We start from the raw sequence: 24,883 nt of genomic DNA, 5'->3' as shown, positions 1-24,883 counted from the left end.
GGGGAAAGAGGAGATTACCGGCGGCCCAGCGGGACCACCAGCGGCGTATGCGCCACCGGATCTTCAATGATCGTGCAGCGCAGACCGTAAATCCGTTCAATCAGATCGGCGGTGACGATCTCCTTCGGCGCCCCCTCGGCGACGATCCTGCCGTCGCGCAGGGCGATCAGGTGGGTGGCGTAGCGGCAGGCCTGGTTAAGATCGTGCAGCACCGCCGCCAGGGTATAGCCCTTCTCGCGATTCAGCTCACTCAACAGTTCCAGCAGGTCGATCTGATGGCTGATGTCCAGCCAGGTGGTCGGCTCATCCAGCAGCATAATCGCCGTTTCCTGGGCCAGCACCATCGCAATCCACGCCCGCTGCCGCTGGCCGCCGGAAAGCGTGTCGACGCTCTGCAGCGCCAGATCGCTGATCCCGGTCGCTCGCATCGCCTTGTTCACCGCCTCTTCATCTTCTTTGCGCCAGCGGGTAAACAGCGGCTGGTGCGGATAGCGCCCGCGGGCCACCAGCTCCTGCACCGTGATATCGCCAGGGGTGGTGGCATTCTGCGCCAGCAGCCCGATGCGGCGAGCAACCTCTTTACTGGCGTACTGCTGGATCTGCGCGCCGTCGAGCCAGACGTGGCCGCTGGCGGGCGTCATCAGGCGACTGAGGGTGCGCAATAGCGTCGACTTGCCGCAGCCGTTGGGGCCGATAATGGCGGTGAAGTGACCGTCAGGGATGGTCACGTTCAGCGACTCGGCGATGGTCTTGTTCCCGTAGGCCAGGGTTAACTGCTCGCCGCGCAAACGGGAGGGGACAGCACTCATTTTTTGCGGGACTCCTGAATCAACAATGCAATAAGGTAAATACCGCCGAGGCTGACGGTTAACACGCCAACCGGCAGCTGCCACGGCATAAACAGCCGTTGGGCGCCGTAATCGGCCAGCGCCAGCAGCAGCGCGCCGCACAGGGCCGACTGGGTCAGTCCCCAGCGGGCCGTGCCGCTCAGGCGGCGGGCGATATGCGGCGCCACCAGCGCGATAAATGAGATCGGCCCGGCCAGCGCCGTCGAGGCGGCGGTGAGCACCACCGCCACCAGCATCAGCAGCAGGCGCGAACGCTCGACCTGCACCCCCAGCGCGCAGGCGGTATCGTCGCCCATCTCCAGCAGCCGCATCCGGCGAACCAGCAGGGCGCTGCCCACCAGCATCAACAGGATCAGCGGCGCCGACGGCCAGGTTTTACCCCAGGTCAGGCCGTTAAGCGATCCGGCGTTCCACAGGCCCGCAGAAAGGGCGGTCTCCAGCGAGGCGCGCAGCAGCAGCCAGGTGTTGAATGCCACCAGCATGGCGCGCACGCCGATGCCGATAATGATCAGGCGGAAGGTTTCGATCCCGTTGCGCCAGGCCAGCAGCCAGACCACCAGCGAGGTCAGCACCCCGCCGGCCATCGCCGCCAGGGCGATCGCCGTCAGGTTCTGGCCGAAGAGGACCATTGCCACCAGCACGCCGCTCCAGGCGCCGGTGTTAAAGCCCATCACGTCCGGGCTGCCGAGCGGGTTACGGGTCAGCGACTGGAAAATGGCGCCGCTGACGCCGAGCGCGGCGCCGATGAGCAGCGCCATTAACACCCGCGGCAGCCGCCATTCGTTCACCACCATCGCGACGTTGCGCGGCGCATCGCCGAACAGCGCCGAGAACACCTGGTCAATCGTCAGGGGCACCGGGCCTTGCGCCAGCCCGAGCAGGGAAATCAGCAGGCTGGCGGCCATTAGCAGCAGACAGCTGGCTATCAGGCGGCGGGACGGGGCAATCACAGGCCACCTCCCCGCGGCTGGCGGCGCACCAGCCAGATCAGCACCGGCGCGCCGAGAAAGGCGCACACCACCGATACCCGCAGTTCGCCGGGCACCAGCAGGCGGCCAATCACGTCGGCAAACAGCAGCAGGGCCGGGGTGGCGAGCAGGGTGACCGGCAGCGACCAGCGATGATCGGCCCCCACCAGCCAGCGCGCCATATGCGGCATCATCAGGCCGATAAAGGCGATGGGGCCGACGACGGCGGTGGCGCTGCCGCACAGGACGGTGATGACGATCAGGCCGATCAGCTGGGTGCGGGCGACGCGGCTGCCGAGGGCGGTGGCGGTATCGTTGCCCAGGCTCAGGCTGTTCAGCGCCCGGCTCAGCAGCAGAGCGGCGATCCCCGCCACCACTACCGGCAGCAGGACAATTTTCAGCGTTTGCAGGGTGCGGATATCCAGCGAACCGGCCTGCCAGAAGCGTAGCTGATCGTAGACGTCCGGGTTGAGCAGGGCGATGCCGTTGGACAGCCCCTCGAGTACCGCCGCAAGGGCGACCCCGGCGAGAGTGAGGCGCACCGGGCTCAGCTGACCGCCGCCCTGGCTGCCGGTAAAGGCTACCAGCAGCGAGGCGCAGAGCGCGCCGCAGAATGCCAGCAGCAGCTGCTCCTGCGGGGAAGTGATCCCAAACAGCGCCGCGCCGAGGACGATGGCGAAGCTGGCGCCGGAGTTGACCCCCAGCAGGCCGGGGTCGGCCAGCGGGTTGCGGGTGAGCGTCTGCATCAGCGCGCCGGCGAGGCCGAGGGCGACGCCGGCCAGCAGACCGGCCAGAGTGCGCGGCAGGCGCGCGTCCAGCACGATAGTGCAATCAGCGCTTTGACAGGTTCCGCTGAAGGCGGTGAATACCGTGCCGATCGGCAACGATTTGGCGCCGATGGTCAGGCTAAGCGCGGCGGCTAAGGCGAGTAATAGCAACAATCCGGGCACGGCGACAGAGCGTACCGCGGTCGTAGAAAACGACATAACTGACATCCCTGATATGATAATGATAGTAATTATCGTTATCGATTTTATTCAGCTATGGTAGCATGACCCACAGTAAAAAGGGTATTAAAAATAACGACAAGGCGCTGTAATGAACCGACAATCCTGGCTGCTCAATCTCAGCCTGCTGAAAACTCACCCGGCGTTTCGCGCCGTTTTTATCGCTCGCTTTATCTCTATTCTGTCGCTTGGCCTGCTGGGCGTGGCCATTCCGGTGCAGATCCAGATGATGACCCATTCGACCTGGCAGGTCGGGCTGTCGGTGACGCTGACCGGGGCGTCGATGTTTGTTGGTCTGATGGTGGGGGGCGTGCTGGCTGACCGCTATGAACGTAAACGCCTGATCCTGCTGGCGCGCGGCACCTGCGGCGTGGGCTTTGTCGGCCTGTGTCTGAACGCCCTGCTGCCGGAGCCGTCGCTGGCGGCGATCTACCTGCTGGGGATCTGGGACGGGTTCTTCGCCTCGTTGGGGGTGACCGCGCTGCTGGCGGCGACCCCGGCGCTGGTGGGACGGGAAAACCTGATGCAGGCCGGGGCCATCACTATGTTGACGGTGCGCCTGGGCTCGGTGATTTCGCCGATGATCGGCGGCCTGCTGCTGGCCACCGGCGGCGTGGCCTGGAACTTTGGCCTGGCGGCGGCGGGGACCTTTATCACCACCTTAACCCTGCTGCGTCTGCCGCAGCTGCCGCCGCCTCCGCAGCCGCGCGAGCATCCGCTGCGCTCCCTGCTGGCGGGGCTGACCTTCCTCTGCCGGAGCCCGCTTATCGGCGGGATTGCGCTGCTTGGCGGTCTGCTGACCATGGCCAGCGCGGTGCGGGTGCTCTATCCGGCGCTGGCCGGTAGCTGGCAGATGTCGGCCGGACAGATTGGCCTGCTGTACGCCGCTATTCCGCTCGGTGCGGCGCTGGGGGCGTTGACCAGCGGCCAGCTGGCCCAGACGGTGCGGCCGGGCGCGCTGATGCTGGCGACGACGGTGGGATCGTTTGTCGCCATTGCGCTGTTCAGCCTGATGCCGCACTGGGCATTGGGCGCGCTGTGCCTGGCGCTGTTTGGCTGGCTGAGCGCTATTAGCTCGCTGCTGCAGTACACCCTGATTCAGACCCAGACGCCGGAACATATGCTCGGGCGGATTAACGGTCTGTGGACCGCGCAAAACGTCACCGGCGACGCCATCGGCGCGGCGCTGCTCGGCGGCTTAGGGGCGGTAATGACGCCGGCGGCATCCGCCAGCGCCAGCGGCTGGGCGCTGGCGCTTGTCGGTGTGCTGCTGGTTGGGCTGCTACGCGAGCTGCGCCGTTTCCAGCGCCCGGAAATTGTCAACGAAAGTTAAGTCGGGTGCGATTGCCCGGTGGCGGCTGCGCCTTACCGGGTCTGGGGTACGGCAGGCAGGTGCAAGCTCAGTAGGCCGGGCAAGCGCCGCGCCGCCCGGCAAGGTGTGCAGGCCGGGTTCCCGGCCTGATGCCCGGTGGCGGCTGCGCCTTACCGGGCCTGGGGTACGGCAGGCCGGTGCAAGCTCAGTAGGCCGGGCAAGCGCCGCGCCGCCCGGCAAGGTGTGCAGGCCGCGTTCCCGTCCTGATGGCGCAGCCCGCGTTAGCCGAACAGGCTGGAGAGACGCTGGAGCACCAGCAGAGCGCTGTAGTAGTCAAGGCGGAAGGTCTCGGTGCCCAGCGGGTAGACGCGTTTGCCTGCGACCGCCGGGAGATGCGCCAGCAGCGGGTTGGCGTAGATGGCATCCGCATCTTTCTGGTCGCCGGCGAACAGGAACAGGCTCTGGCCGTTCAGACCGGCCGCGAGGTTCTCCCCGCCCAGCTGCACGATATCGTGGCGTTTACCCTGGCTATGGCTGGCGGGCAGGCCGCCCGGCAGCGTCGCCAGGCTAAAGCCCAGCTGTTGAAGCATCTGCCCCTGAGCCGATTCCGGCGTCCAGATATTGGCGCTGTGCGCGGCGGCGGTATAGACCAGGGCGGTCACCGGCTGCGGCGGCAGTTTCATTTTTTCTTTTAACGAAACGAGCTGTTTATTGAAGTCGGCAATGCGCGCGCTGGCCTGTTGTTCATGACCGGTGATCTGCCCCAGCTGGGTGAGCAGGGTTTGCCAGCTTTTATCGTCATAGTTGATGACCAGCGTCGGGGCGATGGTTTTAAGCTGATCGTACAGCGGCAGGGCGGAGTCGCCGCCGGTCGCGCTCACCAGGATCAGATCCGGCATCTGGGCGGCCACCGCTTCGGCGCTTGGTTCGCCGATGTACAGCCGCGCCAGCTTGCGGGCTTTGGCAACCTCGCTCCACTGGCGCAGAAAGCCCTGGCTATCGGCGACGCGGTTGTTCGGCGTGGTCGCGCCGCTGGCGACCACCGGAGCGTCAATCGCCAGCAGCGAACCGGTAAGCGTCACGCTGGTGGAGACAATGCGCAGCGGCTGACTCGGCAGGGTATGCGTCCCGTAGCTGTCGGTGACCTGGCGCGGCCAGTCCGCCGCCTGGGCTGAGGTAATTCCTAAAAGCAACAGCATGCCGGTCAGCGCACCGCGGCGGCAGAAAGAAAAGAAGTTCACGTCATCGCATCCTGATTTGAAAGGTGATAAATGCGTCTCATTTTCAACTTTGTGTCAGCAGGATGCAAGCCAAAGTGGCGGCGCCATGACGTAACGCGGTTGACATGGCGGGCAATACCTTTTAGGTTAGCCAACCAAAATATAAATGATAATTATTCTTAATATCTTTATCGTTTTTGGAGGATGATATGGAAACGTCACTGGCTGAGGATGTAAAGAAACCGACCCGGACCCTGTCGCCGGACAGCTTCTTCTTTATGTCGCCGTACCGCAGTTTTACCACTTCAGGCTGCTTCCGTCGCTTCTCACAGCCCGCCGTTGGCGGCGATGCGCTGAACGGCGAGTTCCAGCAGCAGATGGCGGCCGCCTTTGCCGAGGCCCGGGCGGCGGGGATCCGCAAGCCGGTGATGGTCGGGGCTATCCCGTTCGACACCTGTCAGCATTCCGAGCTCTATATCCCCGAGCGCTGGGAAGCGTTCTCTCGCCCGGAAAAGCAGCGTTCCGCCCGCTATGCCGCGCCGCTGGAGGCGATGGAGGTGGTGGAGCGTCGGGAGATCCCGGAGCAGGACGTGTTTTTAGCCATGGTGGAACGCGCCGCCGCGCTGACCGCCACCCCGGAAGTCGACAAAGTGGTGCTATCAAGGCTTATCGATATTACCACCCGCGACCGCGTCGACAGCGGCGCGCTGATGGAGCGACTGATCGCCCAGAACCCCGCCAGCTTTAACTTCCACGTGCCGCTCTCCGACGGCGGCGTGCTGCTGGGCGCCAGCCCGGAGCTGCTGCTGCGTAAAGAAGGACAGCACTTCAGCTCTCTGCCGCTGGCCGGCTCCGCCCGTCGCCAGCCGGACGATGTGCTGGATCGGGAAGCAGGCAACAGGCTGTTGGCCTCCGGCAAAGATCGCCACGAGCACGAGCTGGTGACCCAGGCGATGAAGAGCGTGCTGGGCCCGCGCAGCAGTCAGCTGTCGCTACCGGAGTCGCCGCAGCTGATTACCACCCCGACGCTCTGGCATCTGGCGACGCCGATCGCAGGCACCGCGCTGGCGGAAGAAAACGCCATGTCGCTGGCCTGTCTGCTGCACCCGACGCCGGCGCTGAGCGGTTTCCCGCATCAGGCGGCGAAGCGCCTGATTGCTGAACTGGAACCCTTCGATCGCCAGCTGTTCGGCGGCATCGTCGGCTGGTGCGATGACGAAGGCAACGGCGAGTGGGTGGTGACTATCCGCTGCGCGCGTCTGCAGCAGCGTACGCTGCGCCTGTTTGCCGGCGCGGGCATTGTTCCGGCCTCCTCGCCGCTGGGCGAATGGCGCGAAACCGGCGTCAAACTGACCACCATGCTTAACGTATTTGGCTTGAACTAAGAGGCAAGGATGATTGCATTTACCCGTTGGCCGGAAGAGTTTGCGGCCCGCTATCGTCAAAAAGGCTACTGGCAGGATCTGCCGTTAACCAATCTGATCACCCGTCACGCGGACAATGACGCCGTGGCGATTATCGATGGCGAGCGGCAGATTAGCTACCGCCAGTTTAACCAGCTGGTGGACAACCTCGCCTGCTCGCTGCAGCGCCAGGGACTGAAGCGCGGGGAGACCGCGCTGGTGCAGTTGGGCAATGTCGCCGAGTTTTACATGACCTTCTTTGCGCTGCTGCGCATCGGCGTCGCGCCAGTGAACGCTTTGTTCAGCCACCAGCGCAGCGAACTTAACGCCTACGCCGCGCAGATTAAACCGGCGCTGCTGATTGCCGATCGCGAGCACGCTCTGTTTGCTGACGATAGCTTTCTCCACGCGTTTATCGCGGAACATCCTTCCCTGCGCGTCGCACTGTTGCGTAACGACGGCGGCGAGCGCGATCTGGCGACGGAGATTAACCGCCCGGCGGATAACTTTATCGCCAATCCAACCCCTGCCGACGAAGTGGCCTTTTTCCAGCTCTCCGGCGGCAGCACCGGGACGCCGAAGCTTATCCCACGCACCCATAACGATTACGACTACAGTATCCGCCGCAGCAACGAGATCTGTGGGATTAACGCTGAAACGCGCTACCTCAACGCGCTGCCGGCGGCGCATAACTATGCGATGAGTTCCCCGGGTTCGCTCGGCGTCTTCCTCGCCGGCGGGCGGGTGATCCTCGCCGCTGACCCGAGCGCCACGCTCTGTTTCCCGCTGATCGAAAAACATCAGATCAACGTTGCCTCGCTGGTGCCGCCGGCAGTCAGCCTGTGGCTGCAGGCGATTCACGAATGGGGCAGCAACGCCCAGCTGCAATCGCTGCAGCTGCTGCAGGTCGGCGGCGCGCGCCTGTCAGCGACGCTCGCCGCGCGCATTCCGGCGGAAATCGGCTGTCAGCTGCAGCAGGTGTTCGGCATGGCGGAAGGGCTGGTGAATTACACCCGCCTCAACGATAGCCCGGAGCGGATTATCAACACCCAGGGTTGCCCGATGTGTCCGGACGACGAAGTGTGGGTGGCGGACGCCGACGGCAACCCGCTGCCGCGCGGCGAAGTTGGCCGTCTGATGACCCGCGGTCCTTATACCTTCCGCGGCTATTACAACAGTCCGCAACATAACGCTGAAGCCTTTGATGCCGATGGATTTTACTGCTCCGGTGATCTGATTTCGATCGATGAAGATGGCTATATCACCGTCCAGGGCCGGGAAAAAGATCAGATCAACCGCGGCGGCGAGAAGATCGCCGCTGAAGAGATCGAAAACCTGCTGCTGCGCCATGAGGCGGTGATCCACGCCGCGCTGGTCAGCATCGAAGACAATCTGCTGGGCGAGAAAAGCTGCGCTTATCTGGTGGTGACCTCGCCGCTGCGCGCCGTCGCCGTGCGCCGCTTCCTGCGCGAGCAGGGGGTGGCGGAATTTAAACTGCCGGACCGCGTGGAGTGCGTTGCCGCGCTGCCGCTGACGCCGGTGGGCAAAGTCGATAAAAAACAATTACGTCAGTGGCTGGCCGAAGGCAAGCTGGGCTGAAGGAGAACAGAGAATGGCAATCCCTAAATTACAGGCATATGCGCTGCCGGAAGCCAGCGATATCCCGGCGAACAAGGTCAACTGGGCCTTTGAGCCGTCGCGCGCCGCGCTGCTGATCCACGACATGCAGGAGTATTTCCTCAACTTCTGGGGCGAAAACAGCGCGATGATGGAGAAAGTGGTGGCTAATATCGCCGCCCTGCGCGACTTCTGCAAACAGAACGGCATTCCGGTGTACTACACCGCCCAGCCGAAAGAGCAGAGCGATGAAGACCGCGCCCTGCTGAATGATATGTGGGGGCCGGGTCTGACCCGCTCGCCGGAGCAGCAGCAGGTGATTGCCGCGCTGGCGCCGGATGAAGACGATACCGTGCTGGTGAAATGGCGCTACAGCGCGTTTCATCGCTCGCCGCTGGAGGAGATGCTGAAAGAGACCGGCCGCGATCAGCTGATCATCACCGGCGTTTACGCCCATATCGGCTGCATGACCACCGCCACCGATGCTTTCATGCGCGATATCAAACCGTTCTTTGTCGCCGACGCGCTGGCAGATTTCAGCCGTGAAGAGCACCTGATGGCGCTGAAATACGTCGCCGGCCGCTCCGGACGGGTGGTGATGACCGAAGAGCTGCTACCGATCCCAGTCTCCAAAGCGGCGCTGCGCGCGCTGATCCTGCCGCTGCTCGACGAATCCGATGAACCGCTGGATGATGAAAACCTGATCGACTACGGTCTGGATTCGGTGCGGATGATGGCCCTGGCCGCCCGCTGGCGCAAAGTGCACGGCGATATCGACTTCGTGATGCTGGCGAAAAACCCGACCATCGACGCCTGGTGGGCGCTGCTCACCCGCGAGGTGCAATAATGGCGGCGCTGGATTTTCGCGGTCAGACCGTGTGGGTGACCGGCGCAGGTAAAGGGATTGGCTATGCCACCGCGCTGGCTTTCGTCGAGGCCGGGGCCAACGTCACCGGGTTCGACCTCGCCTTTGACGGCGAAAGCTATCCGTTTGCCACCGAAACGCTGGACGTCGCCGATGCCGACCAGGTACGCGAGGCATGTAGCCGGCTGTTGGCGAACACCGAGCGTTTAGATGTGCTGGTGAACGCCGCCGGGATCCTGCGCATGGGCGCTACCGACCAGCTGAGCGCGGAAGACTGGCAGCAGACCTTCGCGGTCAACGTCGGCGGGGCGTTCAACCTGTTTCAGCAGACGATGGCCCAGTTCCGTCGCCAGCGGGGCGGGGCGATCGTCACCGTCGCCTCCGATGCCGCGCACACGCCGCGTATCGGCATGAGCGCCTATGGCGCCTCGAAGGCGGCGCTGAAAAGCCTGGCGCTGACCGTCGGCCTTGAGCTAGCGGGCAGCGGGGTGCGCTGTAATCTGGTGTCGCCGGGCTCCACCGATACCGATATGCAGCGCACCCTGTGGGTCAGCGACGATGCAGAGCAGCAGCGGATCCGCGGCTTCGGCGAGCAGTTTAAGCTCGGCATCCCGCTGGGTAAAATCGCCCGCCCGCAGGAGATCGCCAATACCATTCTGTTCCTCGCCTCTTCTCACGCCAGCCATATCACCCTGCAGGATATCGTGGTTGATGGCGGCTCGACGCTGGGGGCGTAAATGGCCTGGAAGCGAGAGCTTACGCTGGCGGCGCTGAACGCCAGCAGCGAAAATACCATGGTGGCGCATCTTGGCATCATCTACACCCGACTGGAAGAGGGGCTGCTGGAGGCGGAGATGCCGGTGGATGCGCGCACGCATCAGCCGTTTGGCCTGCTGCACGGCGGCGCTTCCGCGGCGCTGGCGGAGACGCTGGGCTCGATGGCCGGTTGGCTGATGACCGAAGAAGGGCAGTGCGTCGTCGGGACTGAGCTTAACGCCAGCCATCACCGGGCCGTCTCCAGCGGGAAAGTGCGCGGCGAGTGCCGTCCGCTGCATCTTGGTCGCCAGAGCCAGAGCTGGGAGATTGTGGTGTATGACGAGAAGGGGCGGCGCTGTTGCACCTGTCGTCTGGGCACCGCGGTGCTGGGCTAAGAAGCCGCTGTTTCCCCGGCTTGCGCTACGCTTAGCCGGGCTACGTATCGGCGCAATGGGGTAGCCCGGATAAGGCGCAGCGCGCCGCCATCCGGGAGTTTCCCTGCTCGCATTGCGCTTAGCAGGACTACGGATCTGTAGGTCGGGTAAGGCGTTAGCCGCCACCCGACAAAAAAAACGGCACCGTTCACGGTAACCCTTTCATTCATTTTCCTGCCTTAAGTGATCTCGCTAGCAATGTGAGACAAATCTCTGTGGGTGTACGGCATCTGCGATGTTTCGGTGTTGTTAAATTCTGCGTTGTGATCTAGAAACAAAATGTAACATCCTGATTACCCTACCGGTGGACCACAACAATGAATAATTCAGGGAAATACCTTATCTGGGCGCTGCTCTCCGTCATCGGAGCCTTCGCCCTCGGCTATATCGCTTTAAACCGGGGTGAGCAGATAAACGCGCTGTGGATTGTCGTCGCCGCGGTCTGCGTTTATTTGATCGCGTATCGTTTCTACGGCCTGTATATCGCTAAAACCGTGCTTGGCGTTGACCCGACGCGGATGACGCCCGCGGTGCGGCATAACGATGGCCTCGACTACGTTCCAACCGACAAAAAAGTGCTGTTCGGTCACCATTTTGCCGCCATTGCCGGCGCGGGGCCGCTGGTGGGCCCGGTGCTCGCCGCGCAGATGGGCTACCTGCCGGGGATGATCTGGATCCTCGCCGGCGTGGTGCTGGCTGGGGCGGTACAGGACTTTATGGTGCTGTTTGTTTCGACCCGCCGCGATGGCCGTTCGCTTGGCGAACTGGTTAAAGAGGAGATGGGACCGACCGCTGGCGTCCTGGCGCTGGTGGCCTGCTTTATGATCATGGTGATCATCCTCGCGGTCCTGGCGATGATTGTGGTGAAAGCGCTGACCCACAGTCCGTGGGGGACATACACCGTCGCCTTTACCATTCCGCTGGCGATCTTTATGGGCATCTACATCCGCTATCTGCGTCCGGGACGCATCGGCGAGGTGTCGGTGATAGGCCTGGTGATGCTGGTGTTCGCCATCATCTCCGGCGGCTGGGTGGCGGAAAGCCCGACCTGGGCGCCGTGGTTTGATTACACCGGCGTACAGCTGACCTGGATCCTGGTGGGCTACGGATTTGTGGCTGCGGTACTGCCGGTCTGGCTGCTGCTGGCTCCGCGCGATTATCTCTCCACCTTCCTGAAAATCGGCACCATCGTGGGGCTGGCGATTGGCATCCTGATTATGCGCCCGACCCTGACGATGCCGGCGCTGACCAAGTTCGTCGATGGTACCGGCCCGGTATGGACCGGCAACCTGTTCCCGTTCCTGTTTATCACCATCGCCTGCGGCGCGGTCTCCGGCTTCCATGCGCTGATCTCCTCCGGCACCACGCCGAAAATGTTGGCCAACGAAAGCCAGGCCTGCTTTATCGGCTACGGCGGCATGTTGATGGAATCCTTCGTCGCTATTATGGCGCTGGTGGCGGCCTGTATTATCGATCCGGGCGTCTACTTCGCGATGAACAGCCCGATGGCGGTGCTGGCGCCGGCGGGTACCACCGATGTGGTCGCCTCGGCAGCGCAGGTGGTGAGCGGCTGGGGCTTTAGCATTACGCCTGATACGCTGCATCAAATCGCCAGCGAGGTCGGCGAACAGTCGATTATCTCCCGCGCCGGCGGCGCGCCAACGCTGGCGGTGGGGATGGCCTACATCCTGCACGGCTCGCTGGGCGGACTGATGGATGTCTCGTTCTGGTACCACTTCGCCATTCTGTTTGAGGCGCTGTTTATCCTGACGGCGGTTGACGCCGGCACCCGCGCGGCGCGCTTTATGCTGCAGGATCTGCTGGGCGTGATTAGCCCGGGGCTGAAAAAAACCAGCTCGCTACCGGCCAACCTGCTGGCGACAGCGCTGTGCGTGCTGGCTTGGGGCTACTTCCTGCATCAGGGGGTGGTCGATCCGCTGGGCGGGATTAACACCCTATGGCCGCTGTTCGGTATTGCCAACCAGATGCTGGCGGGGATGGCGCTGATGCTCTGCGCGGTGGTCCTGTTCAAGATGAAACGCCAGCGCTATGCGTGGGTGGCGCTGCTGCCGACCAGCTGGCTGCTGATCTGTACGTTGACCGCCGGCTGGCAGAAGTCGTTTAGCCCGGACACCAAAGTCGGTTTCCTGGCCATCGCCAATAAATTCCAGGCGATGATCGACAGCGGCAACATTCCGCCGCAATATACCGAATCACAGCTGGCGCAGCTGGTGTTTAACAACCGTCTCGATGCCGGGCTGACCATCTTCTTTATGATTGTGGTGGTGGTGCTGGCGCTGTTCTCGATTAAAACCGCGCTGGCGGCGCTGAAAGAGGATAAACCGACGGCGAAAGAGACGCCGTATGAGCCAATGCCTGAAAACCTGGACGCGATTGAGACCCAGGCGAAAGGGGCGCATTAACCGGTGTGCCGGGTGGCGGCTTCGCCTTACCCGGCCTACATTTCCGATCCTCCCTCTCCCTTTGGGAGAGGCTCGGGGTGAGGGATACAAAAGAGAAATGACTTATGTTTGACACCCTTTCCAAAGCAGGTAAGTACCTGGGCCAGGCGGCGAAGATGATGATCGGCGTGCCGGATTACGATAACTACGTCGAGCACATGCGAATAACCCACCCGGATCAGACGCCGATGACTTATGAAGAGTTCTTTCGCGAACGCCAGGACGCGCGCTACGGCGGCAAGGGCGGGGCGAAGTGCTGTTAACCCTCTTTCGGCAGATAGAGGCTGATTTGCTCCTGGGTACAGCCGTAAATCGCCGCCAGTTTTTCGCGGGTGCGCTTCTGCGGACGGGAGTCCAGCGCTTCCAGCTGTGACACCGCGGACTGGCTGATGCCGAGTTTAGCCGCGACCTCCTGCTGGGATAGCCCGCGCAGGATACGCCACGCGGCCTGCAGGCTGACGTTTTCTTTATGCATCACGTCGCATACTTCGCCAGGCAGCATGACGTTATCATAGATGTCTGATTCATAAGGAATATCTTCCCAGTCGTTTTCATCCTCGTCGTCGTACTCCAGCAGAGCCAGGCGCATACGAAAGTAATCGCTGTAAGGAATGACGACATACTGGTCTTTTCCTTCTTCATCCTTGATGTACTGAATAGTCATATTCGGTATCTTCCTCATGAAGGTAGGTGGTGGTGGTTCGGCGTTTAACCGCCACGACGTAGCAGGTATCGCCCGGCGGATCCCCAAAGGTGTAGATGACTCTGTAATCACCTAATCGCAGCCGGTAGTGGTTTTCGGGAGAGGACAATTTTTTGATATCCGAGATAGGTGAAGCTTTATCATCCATCTTCTCCAGCCTGGATTTAATGCGGCTCTTATACCGAGTATCGATTTTAGAAAATTGCTTATCTGCCGTTTTTGACCAGACAATTTTCATCCGTCCCTCCACTGTACGCCCACACAAAATATAAGGAAATAATAAGACTATTAGATAAATTCCGAATTTCTTATGGGGTACTGTAGAGCGGAGAAAAAACGCAGGTAAGAGGCAAAACGCAACCCGTCGAGGCGGCGCGGGAAGGCCTCTGCCGGGCGACAGAGGCTTGCAGAAAATGTGCGATCAGGCGTTCAATCCGCCATCCACGTCCAGCCCCGTACCGGAGATCTGCCCGGCGGCCGGGCTGGCGAGGAAGGTGACCGCCGCGGCGATGTCTTCCGGCTGGCCGTAGTGACCGACCGCAATCATCTGGCGCTGGGCTTCCGCCTGTTCCCCATCCTCCGGGTTCATATCGCTGTTGGTCGGCCCTGGATGGACAAGGTTAACGGTGATCCCGCGAGGGCCTAAATCACGCGCCAGGCCACGGGTCAGGGCGTTGAGGGCGGACTTGGTCATGGCGTAAACCGCGATGCCCGGCATGGCCACGCGGTTAGCCAGACAGCTGCCGATGTTGATGATACGTCCGCCATCGGCCATATGCACCAGCGCTTCCTGGGTGGCGATGACCACCCCACGGATATTGACGTTGATAAGCGCGTCAATGTCCGCCAGCGTCATGGATTCCAGTGGACCGCCGCGGGCTATTCCGGCGTTGTTGACCAGAATGTCCAGCCCGCCGAGGGACCGGGCCGCATGGGTGACGGCATCCTGAATCGCCTGCGCGCTGGCGCTGTCGGCCTGTACCGCTTCGCCGTACCGACCCAGGGCCTTTATTTCATCGGCGACCGCCTGGGCTTTATCGACCGATTTTTCATACGTAATAACCACATCGGCGCCGGCGCGCGCCAGCGACAGCGCGATGGCGCGACCCAACCCACGGCTGGCGCCGGTAACCAGCGCCTTCTTACCTGTTAAATCGATCTGCATGATGACCTCGTTGCGAGAGTGGTGAGCATCATCATTAGGTATAGACGGTCGGGGTGATTAACGGCTGAAGTATTCCACCTTCTCAAACGCCGCGCGCAGAACCTCAGGGGTTAACGTCACCGGTAAATAGTGAATCGACTCGCCCGGGCGCAGGGTATGGGCAATGACCCGGTCCAGCTCTGCGCGGTTATTGATATCGACTTCCAGCGCCGCCAGGGTGGTCGGCAGGTTAAAGCGCTGATACGCCTGCACTAACTGCGCCAGCACATCGTCCTGACCAAGCAGGGCGCTCTGTACCAGAATGCCGTAGGCCACTTTGGTACCGTGGAGAAATTTATCCGTCTGCGGCAGCACCGTCAGTCCGTTGTGCACCGCATGGGCGGCGGCGACCCGGGTGTAACGTTCCCCCAGCCCGCCAACCATCCCGCCACCGGCGATAATCGCCTCCACCACATCGCGAAACGCCTGGGTCAGATCGCCGCGGCGCTGGTCCGCCAGCGCCGTTTCGCTGCTGGCCAGCAGCACATCGCGGATCGCCAGCGCGCCGTTAATCCCCAGCCGCACGGTGAGCGGCAGCGCCGTCGGCTGCGGCGCCAGCACCACGGCCTCATACCATTTGGCTAAGGTGTCGCCAATGCCTGCCAGCAGGTACTCCGCCGGGGCGTTGAGAATGATGCGCGGTTCGACCAGCACCAGGAAGTTGGCGTCATCGAAGATCTCAAAATTCAGGGCCTGTCCGGCGTCGCTATACCACACCGACAGCGGCGTCCACGCCGCGCAGGTGGCGGCGATAGTCGGGATGGCCACCAGCGGTACCCCCAGGCGGCGGGCCAGCACTTTCGCGCTGTCGAGCAGCGCGCCGCCGCCGACGCCAATCACTACCGCCCGATCGTCACCGGAGGCCTGCACCAGCCCCGCCACGTCGCGTTCGCTGCAGTGGCCGGTAAAGAGGATCTTTTTCGCCTCCGGCAGGTGGAAGGCCGCCGGCAGAAAAGGTTCGGCGCCGGCCAGGGCGCGCTCGCCATAGACCCACACCGCTCGCGAGAGCTGGTCGGCACTGAAAAAGTCGCTCAGTCGCTCAAGGCTGCCGGGGTGGGAGAAATAGTTGGCCGGGCCGGGCACGACGCGGATATCGCTGTTGCTCATGGAAGCTGTCCTTATAGGTGTTGGGCTAACCTGATGTTATGTCTGGACATCCAGATGGCTAATATTATTTCGTTGTATCTTATGCTTTTTACGCAGTTGTCAGCCAGCGGCGGCTATGAAAAATTCGTTAAATCAGAAGATTAATTGCCGCACGGGAGCAGTGATGAGCACGAATCGCCTTGAGATGCATAACATTAGCCTGGCCTTCTCCGGCTTTCAGGCGCTGAACAAGGTGGACTTTACCCTCCATGGCGGGTCGGTGCATGCCCTGACCGGGGCCAACGGCGCGGGTAAGTCGACGCTGATGGCCGTGCTGTGCGGCACCCACGCCCACTATGAGGGCGAAGTGACGATCAACAACCTGCCGGTCACCATTCGTTCGCCGCGGGATGCTAAACAGCTGGGGATCCACCTGGTGCAGCAGGAGGTGGACGTGGCGCTGGTGCCGGGCCTGAGCATTGCGGAAAACATTATGCTGGACAGGCTGGCGGAGCCGGGCATGACCTTCCGCTGGTCGCGGGTTCGGCAGCTGGCGCGCGAGGCGCTGGCGCAGCTGGACGTGGCGCTGGACGTCCGGCGCTCCATTGACAGCTGCACGCTCGCCGAAAAACAGCAAATCCTGCTGGCCCGCGCCCTGTCGCACCATTGCCGCTTTTTGATCCTCGATGAACCCACTGCGCCGTTGGATCAGCATGAAAGTGAGCGTCTGTTTGCGGTAGTACGCCGTCTGCAGCATCAGGGGATCGGGGTGGTGTTTATTTCGCATCGTATCCATGAGCTGAAGGCGATCTGCGACACCCTGACGGTGCTGCGCGACGGGCGGCTGATTGAGAGCGGCCCGATGGGGCCGCTGAGCGGCGAACAGATCGTCGAAAAGATGCTGGGCCACGAGCTGAGCGATATCTTCCCGCCGCCGCGCCCGCCGCACGGCGAAGAGGTGCTGTTGCAGGTTGACGGTCTGCATGATGAGGCGTTGCTGCAGGATATTTCGCTGCGCCTGCGGAAGGGGGAAATTCTGGGTATCGCCGGGCTGGCCGGCGCGGGCAAAACCGAGCTGTGCAAAGCGCTGTTCGGCGCCAGCAAAAGCCGGGTGCAGCGTGGCGAGCTGAACGGCCAGCCGTGGCGACCGCGCGATCCGGCCGACTCGGTGGGGCGCGGCCTGGCGCTGGTCCCGGAGGAGCGACGCAAAGAGGGCATTTTCATTGAAGAGCCGATCGCGATGAACCTGGCGGTCAGCGCCGATAACAGCTTTTCGCGCTGGAGCCTGTTCGGCCATCGGCAGGCCTGGCGCTGGGCGGAGGAGGTGATTGCCCGCCTCGGCGTGCGCGCTACCGGTCCCGGTCAGACGCTGCGCCGTCTTTCTGGCGGCAACCAGCAGAAGGTGGCCATTGGCAAATGGCTGCGCGGTGATGCCAACGTTTTGATTTTTGACGAACCGACCAAAGGGGTCGATGTGAAAGCGAAAACCGATCTGTTCATGCTGATCGATGGTCTGGCGCGGGAAGGCAAAGGGGTGATTTATGCCTCGGGTGAATTCGCCGAGCTGGTCGGTTTATGCGACCGCATCTGCGTACTGTGGGACGGACGGATCGTAGCGGAGATCCCCGGCGCGGAAGCCCGGGAAGAGACACTGCTTTATTATTCAACCGGAGGAGCGGCAGCGTGAGCAAGGCCCTGGCAGTGAACGCGACGGTATCGGGCCGTCAGCGATTTTTTGATTTTCTCTATAAGTGGGGCATGTTGCTGACCGTGGTGCTGCTGGTGGCGGTCTTTGGCCTCGCCTCGGACAACTTCCTTGACCCGTTCAACATCATCAACATTCTGCGCTCGATCGCCATCGTGACGGTGATTGCCATTGGGGTGTCGATTTCCCTCACCATCGGCGGCTTCGATCTGTCCGTCGGATCGACGGCATCGCTGGCTAACGCGCTGGTGATTTCCCTGTTTGTCTGGCATGGCCTGGGGACCACCGAAGCGATTCTGATAACCCTCGCGCTCTGCACCCTGGTGGGGCTGTTTAACGCCTTTCTGATCGTGGTTCTGCGCATTCCTGACATGCTCGCCACCCTGGCCAGCCTGTTTGTGATTCAGGGCGTGGCAATGACATACAGCTACGGTGGGTCGATTACCGAAAACATGGTGCTGCCGAGCGGCGAGATGGCGGAGGGTACTATCCCGGCGGCCTTTGGCGCGCTGGGGCAGGTGCCGACCATCGTCATTATCATGCTGGTGGTGACGCTGGTCGCCCAGCTCGCGCTGTCGTTCACCACCCACGGACGGCGGATGTACGCCATCGGCGGCAACCCGGAGGCGGCGCGGCTCTCCGGCCTGCGGATCACGCGTTACAAAGTCGCAGCATACGTGATTGCCTCGCTGCTGGCCGGGCTCGGCGGCATTCTGCTGGCCTCGCGCATCGGCTCTTCGCAGGTCAACGCCGGCGGCGGCTATCTGATGGACGCGGTGGCCGCGGCCTGGATCGGCTTTTCGCTGGCGGGCTCCGGCAAACCAAACGCCCTGGGAACGCTGGTGGGGGCGGTGATCCTCGGCGTGCTCTCCAACGGGCTGGTGATGCTCTCGGTGCCGTATTACGCGATGGACATTATTAAAGGGTTGGTGCTGGCTGGCGCGCTGGCACTGACCTATTTTCAGCGCCGTACTTAACATTTTACAGGGTAAACCGCATGAAAAAGATCGCACTCTCTCTGATGACGCTGGGTCTGCTGCAGTCGACGGCGGCGCTGGCCACCGCCCCGACGCCGGTGCCGGCGGCGATTGCCGAACACAACGGCCCGATCCGCATTGCCGTGATCCGCAACCTCGGGTCTGACGATAACACCACCCAGTTTGTCGCCGGGGCGCTGCAGGAAGGCAAAAAGCTCGGTTTCAAAATCAGCACCTTCCTGAGCAACGGCGATGACGCCAAATTCCAGGACTTCGTCAACCAGGCCATCAGCCAGAAATACGATGGCATTATTCTCTCCCAGGGGCGTGACCCGTATTCCACCGCCCTGGTGAAGAAGGCGGTGGACGCCGGGATCAAAGTGGCGGTGTTCGATACCGCGGTAAGCGGTGAGATCCCCGGGGTGACGGTCAGCCAGCAGGATGACGCCTCACTGACCGAGCTCTCCTTTGGCCAGCTGGTGAAAGACTTCAACGGTAAGGCCAATATCGTCAAGCTGTGGGTGGCGGGCTTCCCGCCGATGGAGCGCCGTCAGGCGGCTTACCAGACGCTGCTGAAGCAAAACCCGGGGATTAAAGAGCTGGAGTCGATCGGCGCCGTGTCATCCGATGTGCAGGGCGACACTGCCAACAAGGTGGGGGCGATCCTCGCCAAGTATCCGAAAGGGAAAATTGACGCGATCTGGGGCACCTGGGATGCCTTTAGCCAGGGAGCCTATAAAGCGCTGAAAGAGAACGGCCGCACCGAGATCAAACTCTACAGCATTGATATTTCCAACCAGGATTTGCAGCTGATGCGCGAGGCCGGCAGCCCGTGGAAGGTGAGCGTGGCGGTGGATCCGAAGCTTATCGGCGCGACCAACGTGCGGCTGATCGCCAATAAGATCGCCGGCGAGCCGACGCCAGCCACCTACGACTTCAAGGCGGCAGCGATTCCCCAGGCGCTGCTGGCGGCCCAGCCGGGAGCGGTAAACGTGGCGTCGCTGGGGAAAATTATCCCTGGCTGGGGCCAGACCGAAGACTTTATCGCGCCGTGGTTCGCGACGCTGGAAGCGAAGAACAAATAAAATCAAGCCGGGTGGCGGTGGGCGGCGGCCTGGTGCCCTCGCCCCGGCCCTCTCCGTAGGGAGAGGGGGAAAACCATGCCACCGGGCGAGAGGGATCCCCTATGTCAGCATTACCTTCCCCCGAATACAGCCGCAATATGCGGCTGATTGGCCATAGCGATCAGGGCGGTCGTCCGGACGGCGTGCAGCTGATGGTGCACCGCGGATTCGCCTATATCGGCCATATGGTGTCGCAGGGTTTTTCCGTGGTCGATGTTCGCGATCCGACCCGGCCCACCACCGTCAACTATATTGCCGCGCCGCCGGGCACCTGGAACGTGCATCTCCAGGCGCATGACGATCTGCTGCTGGTGATCAACGCCCGGGATCTGTTTGCTGACGCCCGTTTTGCTGATGAGAAGGTGTACTACACCCGCTCGGTGGGTGACACGGTCAGCGATGTGCAGGACAAGGGATGGAGCGCCGGGCTGCGCATCTTTGATATTTCCACTCCCGCGCAGCCGCGGGAAATCAGTTTCCTGTCGCTTAACGGCATCGGTATTCACCGCATCTGGTACGTCGGCGGGCGCTGGGCGTATGTGTCTGCGCTGATCGACGGTTTTACCGACTACATCTTCCTGACCATCGATCTGGCCGATCCGCGTAAGCCCAAAGTGGCCGGGCGCTGGTGGCTGCCGGGGATGCACCAGGCGGGCGGTGAAACACCGGACTGGCCGCAGGGCAAACGCTATGCGCTGCATCACGCCATTATTGCCGGGGATACCGCCTACGGCAGCTGGCGCGACGGCGGCCTGACGCTGCTGGATGTCAAAGACCGTACCCAGCCGAGGCTGATTAGTCATCGCAACTGGAGCCCGCCGTTCGGCGGCGGAACGCATACCGCGCTGCCGCTGCCGGATCGTGACCTGCTGGTGGTGCTGGATGAAGCGGTGCTCGACAACCAGGAGGACGGCGAGAAGCTGATCTGGCTGTTTGATATCCGCGAGCCAACCAACCCGGTGAGCATCGCCACCTTCCCGCCGCCGGATGAAGCGGATTATGTGGCGAAAGGGGCGCATTTCGGTCCGCACAACCTGCATGAGAATCGTCCCGGCAGCTTTGTCAGCTCAACGCTGATTTTTGCCACGTATCAGAATGCCGGCGTGCGGGCTTACGACATTTCCAACCCGTATCGTCCGCTGGAGACCGGGGCGCTGGTGCCGGCTGCGCCTGAGAGAATGATGGATATCCGTCCCGGCCGCCCGCGGGTGATCCAGTCCTGTGACGTGTTTGTCGATGCGCAAGGCATTATCTACAGCACCGATTACAACGGCGGGCTGTCGGTGATTGAGTATCTGGGGTGAGGGTAAGGTAAACGCAAAATTGTACTCGCATGTCTGCCGGGTGGCGGCTTTCGCCTTACCCGGCCTACGAAAGAGTGCAAGATCAAACCGTTATGCGGCTATTTGTAGGCCCGGCAAGCGCAGCGCCGCCGGGCAATCCCCGAAAATAGCACTTTTTTAGGGGGGGCTCCCTCTCCCTGTGGGAGAGGGTTGGGGTGAGGGAAACAGGCGCATTCAGCTGTACTGGCGTACCCGCGCCAGCAGCTCGTCGACGCTGTCGATACGCTCGGCCAGCACGATCAGCGCTCTGCCCAGGGTAATGGCGTGGCGCAGGCACTCATGACGCATGGCGTCGTCCTGGATAGTGTCGATATCCGCGACGTGCGACAGTCCGACGCTGCGGCGGATCAGTTCGCTGCCGCAGAAGCCGACCGCGTCCGCCCAGACTTTCTTCAGAAAGGCGGAGGCGTAGCCGGGGTAAGCCAGCGCCGCGTCGCGGGTTTTCTCCGCCGCCAGCGCCTGGAAGCGCTCGGCGAAGGTGGTCCACAGCTGGTGGATGTCGTTCAGCCGCTGCTCGCGCGCGGCGGCGGCATCGCGAATGCCGAGCTGGCCCGGCAGGCCGCAGTAGTTCAGCAGCAGGTTGCCGATGGCGGTGCCGATATCGAAGCCGATGGGGCCGAAGTAGCCGAACTCGGCGTCGATGGCCTTCAGGCTACCTTCGGCAACGAAGATCGACCCGCTGTGGATATCGCCGTGCAGCAGCGCTTCCGCATGGGCAAAGAAACGGTGCTTCAGCGCCGCCACCGCCAGCTTAAGCTGGGCGTCGTCGCGCAGGGCGGCGACATCGGCCTCCAGCTCCGCCGGGTAGTTATTGCGCTCGTGGATCTGATACGGGTCGTTAAAGAACAGATCCTCGGTGATCTCGCACATCGCCGGGTTAATAAACTGCGCCACCTGCGCCTTTTTCTCGTGGGGATGGAGGTAGAAATCGCTGGTGTGGAACAACACCTGCGCCAGATAGTCGCCAAGCTGGCGGGCCGCCTGGGGATAGTAGACGTTAGCGATAAGCTCTCCGCGCCAGATGCGGTGGTCGGAAAGATCTTCCATCACCATCACCGCCAGCTCGGGATCAAAGTGATGGATTTTTACCGTGTGCTGCGGGCTGTGCTGATAGTGGGCGACCAGGGTCTGCGCTTCGAGACGGGCGCGGTCGAGGGTCAGCGGCCAGGATTCGCCGACGCAGCGCACGTAGGGCAGGGCCTGTTTGACGATCGCCCGGCTGACGCCCTGACGATCGAACACTTTAAACACCAGATTGAGGTTGCCATCGCCCACTTCCTGCGCGCTGACCAGCTCAGATGGGTTGTCGATGCCGGCGAACTGTTGCGCGTAAGCCACGGCATCGTGGGCGGTGAAGGTATGGTATTGCGACATTGCCTCGATCCTCGAATTCTGATTAAGCCGTTCAGACGTCTATACTTCTGGATTCCATCCTGACACAATGTGATACAACAACGCAACAGGGATTTAACGACATGCAGACATTACAGACCACCAGCCTGCGGGTGAGTGAAAATCAGCTTTTTATTCTCGACCAGCAGGCCTTGCCGCAGGAAAAACGCTGGCTGGCGGCGGATAACGTTGCGCTGCTGGTGGACCATATTCATACCCTGCGGGTGCGCGGCGCGCCGCTGATTGGCCTGTCCGCCAGCCTGCTGCTGGCTCTGCTGGCCCAGCGCGGCCTGAACCGGGATGCACTCCAGCAGGCGCTGGAGACGCTGCGCGCGGCGCGGCCGACGGCGGTCAACCTGATGAATAATCTGGATCGCATGAAGCAGGCGCTGGCCCTGGAGGATTACCCGCAGGCGCTGGAAGCGGAAGCCTTGCGTCTGGTCGAAGAAGATAAACAGTTGTGCGACCGCATCGCTGAGGCGGGCAGTGCGCTGGTGAAGCCCGGCAGTCGACTGCTGACCCACTGCAACACCGGTGGCCTGGCGACCGCCGGGGTAGGGACCGCCCTGGGCGTTATCGCGCTGGCGCACCGGCAGGGAAAAGTGACCAACGTATGGGTTGATGAAACCCGGCCGCTGCTGCAGGGCGGTCGTTTAACCGCCTGGGAGCTGGGCGAGCTGGGCGTGCCCTATCAGCTGATCGCCGATTCAATGGCCGCCAGCCTGATGGCGCAGGGGCAGGTGGATGCGGTGTGGGTCGGCGCCGACCGTATCGCCGCCAACGGCGACGTGGCGAATAAAATCGGCACCTATTCTCTGGCGGTTTTGGCCCATTATCACCAGATCCCGTTTTACGTCGCTGCCCCGCAGACCACCCTCGACCGCCATTGCCCGAACGGGGCGGCGATCCCCATTGAGCAGCGCGCGGCGGCGGAAGTGACCGGAGTGGCGGGCAGCTTCGGCGCGGTACAGTGGGCGCCGACGGGGGCCGCCGTTTACAATCCGGCGTTCGACGTCACGCCTGCTGGGCTGATAAGCGGCTGGGTGCTGGACAGCGGGGTGGTCACCCCGGCGCAGGTCGCCGCCGGGGCGTTTGCGCCGGACAACGGATAACGGACGTCGTGCCGGGCCTGGAAAAAAAGGTTTTCCCGGGCCCGGACAAACACCGCGCCGCTACGGCAGGACCATGGCTACCGCCGGGGCGGATGACCGGTCGATACGCTGACCCAGCGCGGTGATGGCCGCCTGGAAGGGACACAGCGTACCGACGTCGGTCTGACGGCAGCCCGGCTGATGCCACTCCTGACGCAGCATCGGGTGCTGCGCGTCCGGCGTCTGCAGACGACGCAGGTCGTCGAGGCCCTGGGCCTGGAAATAGACCCGCAGATAGCGTTCTCCGCTCTTCGCGTTGCGCCAGCGCTCCAGCACCAGGCTACTGCCCGGCGGGATATTTCCCCGGCTGTAGCCCGGCAGCTGCCAGCTAAAGTTCATCAGCGTGCGCACCATGGCGATATTGGTGTCATGGGCCACCAGCAGCAGCCAGCGTACGTTCGGATCCGCCTCCGGTTTGACGCCATCGAGCATAGCGTTGAGCAGCACCGACCCGCGTTTTTGCGCGGTATACAACACATCGTTACTCAGATCGTAGTTTTCCGTTAACAGCGGCAGCAGGGCGGTGATCTGCCTGGCCTGGGTGATCTTGCCCCACGCCAGCTGGCTGAGAGGCAGGTTTTCACTCCAGCCGAGACGCAGCGTCTCCACCATATTGGCCATCACGCTCAGTCCGCTAATGGTGGTCTTCCCACTTTTGCTCTGCTCGACCTGCCACGGGGTATCGAAGATCGGGCAGGGCTTATCGGCCTGACAAACCGCCTGTTTCAATAGCTGGATGGTCGGCGCCAGCGCCTGCCGACGCTGCGCCAGATCCCCGGCCTTCTCTTTCACCGCCGCCAGCTGGCGGGCGGGGTCGGTTTGCGTGGCGGCGAACTTGTCGGTCTGAAACAGGGGATCGGCATCCCCGCTGACATAATGGATAGCGACGCCGCAGCCGGGGAAGGCGCCATCCACCAGCGCCTGGGCGGTCGCTCGCGTACGCTGCAGCGGGCTGGCGCGCACGTATATCGACTCCGCCGTCGGGCATCCGGCCTGCAGCAGGCCGAGCTGGCGGTAATGCTGGCCTTCCGCACGCCCTTTGTTGACCACGGCGGCATAGCCATGGCCGGTGAGCTCCCCGTCATGGGTGGTCCACTCGGTCCACGGTCGGCCGGTGGCGGCCTCGATGGCTTCCCGGTTGCCGGCCGTCGGCGGACGAATACCGTGGCGGCTGAGCTCGACCACTTTCTCCAGCTGCCAGTCCGCGGCGGCGGCAGATTGCAGCGCCAGCAGCGGCAGCGCGCAGGCGATAAACAGGCGTAACAGCCCCTGATGTCTTGCAGGCATCATATCTTCTTCCTTATTC

The 24,883-nt window shown here is 62.6% G+C and carries 23 protein-coding genes; 13 read left to right on the top strand and 10 right to left on the bottom strand.

The features are described from left to right. Positions 1 to 14 precede the first annotated feature (14 nt). The 3 genes from fepC to fepD are packed head-to-tail and all read right to left on the bottom strand — an operon-like array spanning position 15 to position 2,802. Positions 15 to 809, bottom strand: a complete 795-nt coding sequence (fepC, locus tag KB892_RS18630; protein WP_002893737.1) for an iron-enterobactin ABC transporter ATP-binding protein — start codon at positions 807 to 809, stop codon at positions 15 to 17. After that, positions 806 to 1,798 (bottom strand): iron-enterobactin ABC transporter permease, encoded by a 993-nt coding sequence (gene fepG, locus KB892_RS18625; RefSeq protein ID WP_004147521.1) that lies wholly within the window; start codon positions 1,796 to 1,798, stop codon positions 806 to 808. Before fepG ends, fepC begins: the two co-directional genes overlap by 4 nt. After that, positions 1,795 to 2,802 (bottom strand): Fe(3+)-siderophore ABC transporter permease, encoded by a 1,008-nt coding sequence (gene fepD, locus KB892_RS18620; RefSeq protein WP_004151662.1) that lies wholly within the window; start codon positions 2,800 to 2,802, stop codon positions 1,795 to 1,797. The genes fepG and fepD overlap by 4 nt, the downstream gene beginning before the upstream one ends. Positions 2,803 to 2,914: 112 nt before the next feature. Here fepD and entS point away from each other — a divergent pair, with 112 nt between their 5' ends. After that, positions 2,915 to 4,156 carry an enterobactin transporter EntS gene (gene entS / locus KB892_RS18615; protein ID WP_004147525.1) on the top strand — a complete coding sequence of 414 codons (1,242 nt, stop codon included), beginning with the start codon at positions 2,915 to 2,917 and terminating at the stop codon, positions 4,154 to 4,156. 260 nt (positions 4,157 to 4,416) lie between these two features. Here entS and fepB read toward each other — a convergent pair whose 3' ends face one another. Continuing rightward, positions 4,417 to 5,376 carry a Fe2+-enterobactin ABC transporter substrate-binding protein gene (gene fepB / locus KB892_RS18610; RefSeq protein ID WP_002893881.1) on the bottom strand — a complete coding sequence of 320 codons (960 nt, stop codon included), beginning with the start codon at positions 5,374 to 5,376 and terminating at the stop codon, positions 4,417 to 4,419. A gap of 188 nt (positions 5,377 to 5,564) precedes the next feature. Here fepB and entC point away from each other — a divergent pair, with 188 nt between their 5' ends. The 7 genes from entC to KB892_RS18575 all read left to right on the top strand — a co-directional run bounded on the left by entC (position 5,565) and on the right by KB892_RS18575 (position 13,155). Next, complete coding sequence (entC, locus tag KB892_RS18605; RefSeq protein ID WP_002893882.1) at positions 5,565 to 6,740, top strand: isochorismate synthase EntC; 1,176 nt, start codon at positions 5,565 to 5,567, stop codon at positions 6,738 to 6,740. Positions 6,741 to 6,749: 9 nt separating this feature from the next. Beyond that, complete coding sequence (gene entE, locus KB892_RS18600; protein ID WP_004151661.1) at positions 6,750 to 8,357, top strand: (2,3-dihydroxybenzoyl)adenylate synthase EntE; 1,608 nt, start codon at positions 6,750 to 6,752, stop codon at positions 8,355 to 8,357. A 13-nt stretch (positions 8,358 to 8,370) separates the two neighbouring features. Next, entirely contained in the window at positions 8,371 to 9,222 is an 852-nt protein-coding gene (gene entB / locus KB892_RS18595) for an enterobactin biosynthesis bifunctional isochorismatase/aryl carrier protein EntB (protein WP_002893884.1), read from the top strand. Positions 9,223 to 9,230: 8 nt separating this feature from the next. Further along, complete coding sequence (gene entA / locus KB892_RS18590) at positions 9,231 to 9,977, top strand: 2,3-dihydro-2,3-dihydroxybenzoate dehydrogenase EntA (RefSeq protein WP_024622880.1); 747 nt, start codon at positions 9,231 to 9,233, stop codon at positions 9,975 to 9,977. Then, positions 9,978 to 10,391, top strand: a complete 414-nt coding sequence (gene entH / locus KB892_RS18585) for a proofreading thioesterase EntH (protein ID WP_002893892.1) — start codon at positions 9,978 to 9,980, stop codon at positions 10,389 to 10,391. 356 nt (positions 10,392 to 10,747) lie between these two features. Continuing rightward, complete coding sequence (cstA, locus tag KB892_RS18580) at positions 10,748 to 12,853, top strand: pyruvate/proton symporter CstA (RefSeq protein ID WP_002893896.1); 2,106 nt, start codon at positions 10,748 to 10,750, stop codon at positions 12,851 to 12,853. Between the two features lie 104 nt (positions 12,854 to 12,957). Further along, complete coding sequence (locus KB892_RS18575; RefSeq protein ID WP_002893903.1) at positions 12,958 to 13,155, top strand: YbdD/YjiX family protein; 198 nt, start codon at positions 12,958 to 12,960, stop codon at positions 13,153 to 13,155. On the opposite strand, the gene KB892_RS18570 is transcribed toward KB892_RS18575, so the two are convergent. The 4 genes from KB892_RS18570 to KB892_RS18555 form a co-directional block, all read right to left on the bottom strand. Then, the gene (locus KB892_RS18570; RefSeq protein ID WP_002893905.1) at positions 13,152 to 13,556 is read right to left on the bottom strand and encodes a helix-turn-helix domain-containing protein; all 405 of its coding nucleotides are present in this window, start codon (positions 13,554 to 13,556) and stop codon (positions 13,152 to 13,154) included. The two genes, KB892_RS18575 and KB892_RS18570, sit on opposite strands and share 4 nt — an antisense overlap. Continuing rightward, on the bottom strand, positions 13,531 to 13,833 hold the full coding sequence (locus tag KB892_RS18565) for a type II toxin-antitoxin system RelE family toxin (protein ID WP_002893907.1): 303 nt from the start codon (positions 13,831 to 13,833) through the stop codon (positions 13,531 to 13,533). The genes KB892_RS18570 and KB892_RS18565 overlap by 26 nt, the downstream gene beginning before the upstream one ends. Positions 13,834 to 14,016: 183 nt before the next feature. Next, entirely contained in the window at positions 14,017 to 14,760 is a 744-nt protein-coding gene (locus tag KB892_RS18560; protein ID WP_002893908.1) for an SDR family NAD(P)-dependent oxidoreductase, read from the bottom strand. A gap of 57 nt (positions 14,761 to 14,817) precedes the next feature. Further along, complete coding sequence (locus KB892_RS18555; protein ID WP_004151660.1) at positions 14,818 to 15,906, bottom strand: oxidoreductase; 1,089 nt, start codon at positions 15,904 to 15,906, stop codon at positions 14,818 to 14,820. A 163-nt stretch (positions 15,907 to 16,069) separates the two neighbouring features. Here KB892_RS18555 and KB892_RS18550 point away from each other — a divergent pair, with 163 nt between their 5' ends. The 4 genes from KB892_RS18550 to KB892_RS18535 all read left to right on the top strand — a co-directional run bounded on the left by KB892_RS18550 (position 16,070) and on the right by KB892_RS18535 (position 20,995). Continuing rightward, the gene (locus KB892_RS18550) at positions 16,070 to 17,572 is read left to right on the top strand and encodes a sugar ABC transporter ATP-binding protein (protein WP_004151659.1); all 1,503 of its coding nucleotides are present in this window, start codon (positions 16,070 to 16,072) and stop codon (positions 17,570 to 17,572) included. Next, positions 17,569 to 18,567: an ABC transporter permease gene (locus tag KB892_RS18545; RefSeq protein WP_002894035.1), complete on the top strand. Its 999-nt coding sequence runs from the start codon at positions 17,569 to 17,571 to the stop codon at positions 18,565 to 18,567. The genes KB892_RS18550 and KB892_RS18545 overlap by 4 nt, the downstream gene beginning before the upstream one ends. A gap of 20 nt (positions 18,568 to 18,587) precedes the next feature. Next, positions 18,588 to 19,652: a sugar ABC transporter substrate-binding protein gene (locus tag KB892_RS18540; protein ID WP_002894036.1), complete on the top strand. Its 1,065-nt coding sequence runs from the start codon at positions 18,588 to 18,590 to the stop codon at positions 19,650 to 19,652. A 101-nt stretch (positions 19,653 to 19,753) separates the two neighbouring features. Next, positions 19,754 to 20,995 (top strand): LVIVD repeat-containing protein, encoded by a 1,242-nt coding sequence (locus KB892_RS18535; protein WP_002894038.1) that lies wholly within the window; start codon positions 19,754 to 19,756, stop codon positions 20,993 to 20,995. Positions 20,996 to 21,208: 213 nt separating this feature from the next. On the opposite strand, the gene mtnK is transcribed toward KB892_RS18535, so the two are convergent. After that, complete coding sequence (gene mtnK / locus KB892_RS18530; RefSeq protein ID WP_004151657.1) at positions 21,209 to 22,408, bottom strand: S-methyl-5-thioribose kinase; 1,200 nt, start codon at positions 22,406 to 22,408, stop codon at positions 21,209 to 21,211. 101 nt (positions 22,409 to 22,509) lie between these two features. Here mtnK and mtnA point away from each other — a divergent pair, with 101 nt between their 5' ends. Continuing rightward, entirely contained in the window at positions 22,510 to 23,538 is a 1,029-nt protein-coding gene (gene mtnA / locus KB892_RS18525) for an S-methyl-5-thioribose-1-phosphate isomerase (RefSeq protein WP_004147545.1), read from the top strand. Between the two features lie 60 nt (positions 23,539 to 23,598). Here mtnA and KB892_RS18520 read toward each other — a convergent pair whose 3' ends face one another. After that, positions 23,599 to 24,867, bottom strand: a complete 1,269-nt coding sequence (locus tag KB892_RS18520; RefSeq protein ID WP_004151656.1) for a histidine phosphatase family protein — start codon at positions 24,865 to 24,867, stop codon at positions 23,599 to 23,601. Between the last annotated feature and the right edge of the window lie 16 nt (positions 24,868 to 24,883).

The organism is Klebsiella sp. P1927, assembly GCF_018204675.1.
Classification (GTDB): domain Bacteria; phylum Pseudomonadota; class Gammaproteobacteria; order Enterobacterales; family Enterobacteriaceae; genus Klebsiella; species Klebsiella pneumoniae.
The sequence above is the reverse complement of the archived record's forward strand: the minus strand, read 5'-3'. Positions and strand labels throughout refer to the sequence as shown.

Excerpts from the sequence above, each read along its gene's own strand:
- fepC (WP_002893737.1), bottom strand. The coding sequence starts at position 809 with ATGAGTGCTGTCCCCTCCCGTTTGCGCGGCGAGCAGTTAACCCTGGCC.
- fepD (WP_004151662.1), bottom strand. The coding sequence starts at position 2,802 with ATGTCGTTTTCTACGACCGCGGTACGCTCTGTCGCCGTGCCCGGATTG.
- entS (WP_004147525.1), top strand. The coding sequence starts at position 2,915 with ATGAACCGACAATCCTGGCTGCTCAATCTCAGCCTGCTGAAAACTCAC.
- entC (WP_002893882.1), top strand. The coding sequence starts at position 5,565 with ATGGAAACGTCACTGGCTGAGGATGTAAAGAAACCGACCCGGACCCTG.
- entE (WP_004151661.1), top strand. The coding sequence starts at position 6,750 with ATGATTGCATTTACCCGTTGGCCGGAAGAGTTTGCGGCCCGCTATCGT.
- entB (WP_002893884.1), top strand. The coding sequence starts at position 8,371 with ATGGCAATCCCTAAATTACAGGCATATGCGCTGCCGGAAGCCAGCGAT.
- entH (WP_002893892.1), top strand. The coding sequence starts at position 9,978 with ATGGCCTGGAAGCGAGAGCTTACGCTGGCGGCGCTGAACGCCAGCAGC.
- cstA (WP_002893896.1), top strand. The coding sequence starts at position 10,748 with ATGAATAATTCAGGGAAATACCTTATCTGGGCGCTGCTCTCCGTCATC.
- KB892_RS18575 (WP_002893903.1), top strand. The coding sequence starts at position 12,958 with ATGTTTGACACCCTTTCCAAAGCAGGTAAGTACCTGGGCCAGGCGGCG.
- KB892_RS18570 (WP_002893905.1), bottom strand. The coding sequence starts at position 13,556 with ATGACTATTCAGTACATCAAGGATGAAGAAGGAAAAGACCAGTATGTC.
- KB892_RS18565 (WP_002893907.1), bottom strand. The coding sequence starts at position 13,833 with ATGAAAATTGTCTGGTCAAAAACGGCAGATAAGCAATTTTCTAAAATC.
- KB892_RS18560 (WP_002893908.1), bottom strand. The coding sequence starts at position 14,760 with ATGCAGATCGATTTAACAGGTAAGAAGGCGCTGGTTACCGGCGCCAGC.
- KB892_RS18555 (WP_004151660.1), bottom strand. The coding sequence starts at position 15,906 with ATGAGCAACAGCGATATCCGCGTCGTGCCCGGCCCGGCCAACTATTTC.
- KB892_RS18550 (WP_004151659.1), top strand. The coding sequence starts at position 16,070 with ATGAGCACGAATCGCCTTGAGATGCATAACATTAGCCTGGCCTTCTCC.
- KB892_RS18540 (WP_002894036.1), top strand. The coding sequence starts at position 18,588 with ATGAAAAAGATCGCACTCTCTCTGATGACGCTGGGTCTGCTGCAGTCG.
- KB892_RS18535 (WP_002894038.1), top strand. The coding sequence starts at position 19,754 with ATGTCAGCATTACCTTCCCCCGAATACAGCCGCAATATGCGGCTGATT.
- mtnK (WP_004151657.1), bottom strand. The coding sequence starts at position 22,408 with ATGTCGCAATACCATACCTTCACCGCCCACGATGCCGTGGCTTACGCG.
- mtnA (WP_004147545.1), top strand. The coding sequence starts at position 22,510 with ATGCAGACATTACAGACCACCAGCCTGCGGGTGAGTGAAAATCAGCTT.
- KB892_RS18520 (WP_004151656.1), bottom strand. The coding sequence starts at position 24,867 with ATGATGCCTGCAAGACATCAGGGGCTGTTACGCCTGTTTATCGCCTGC.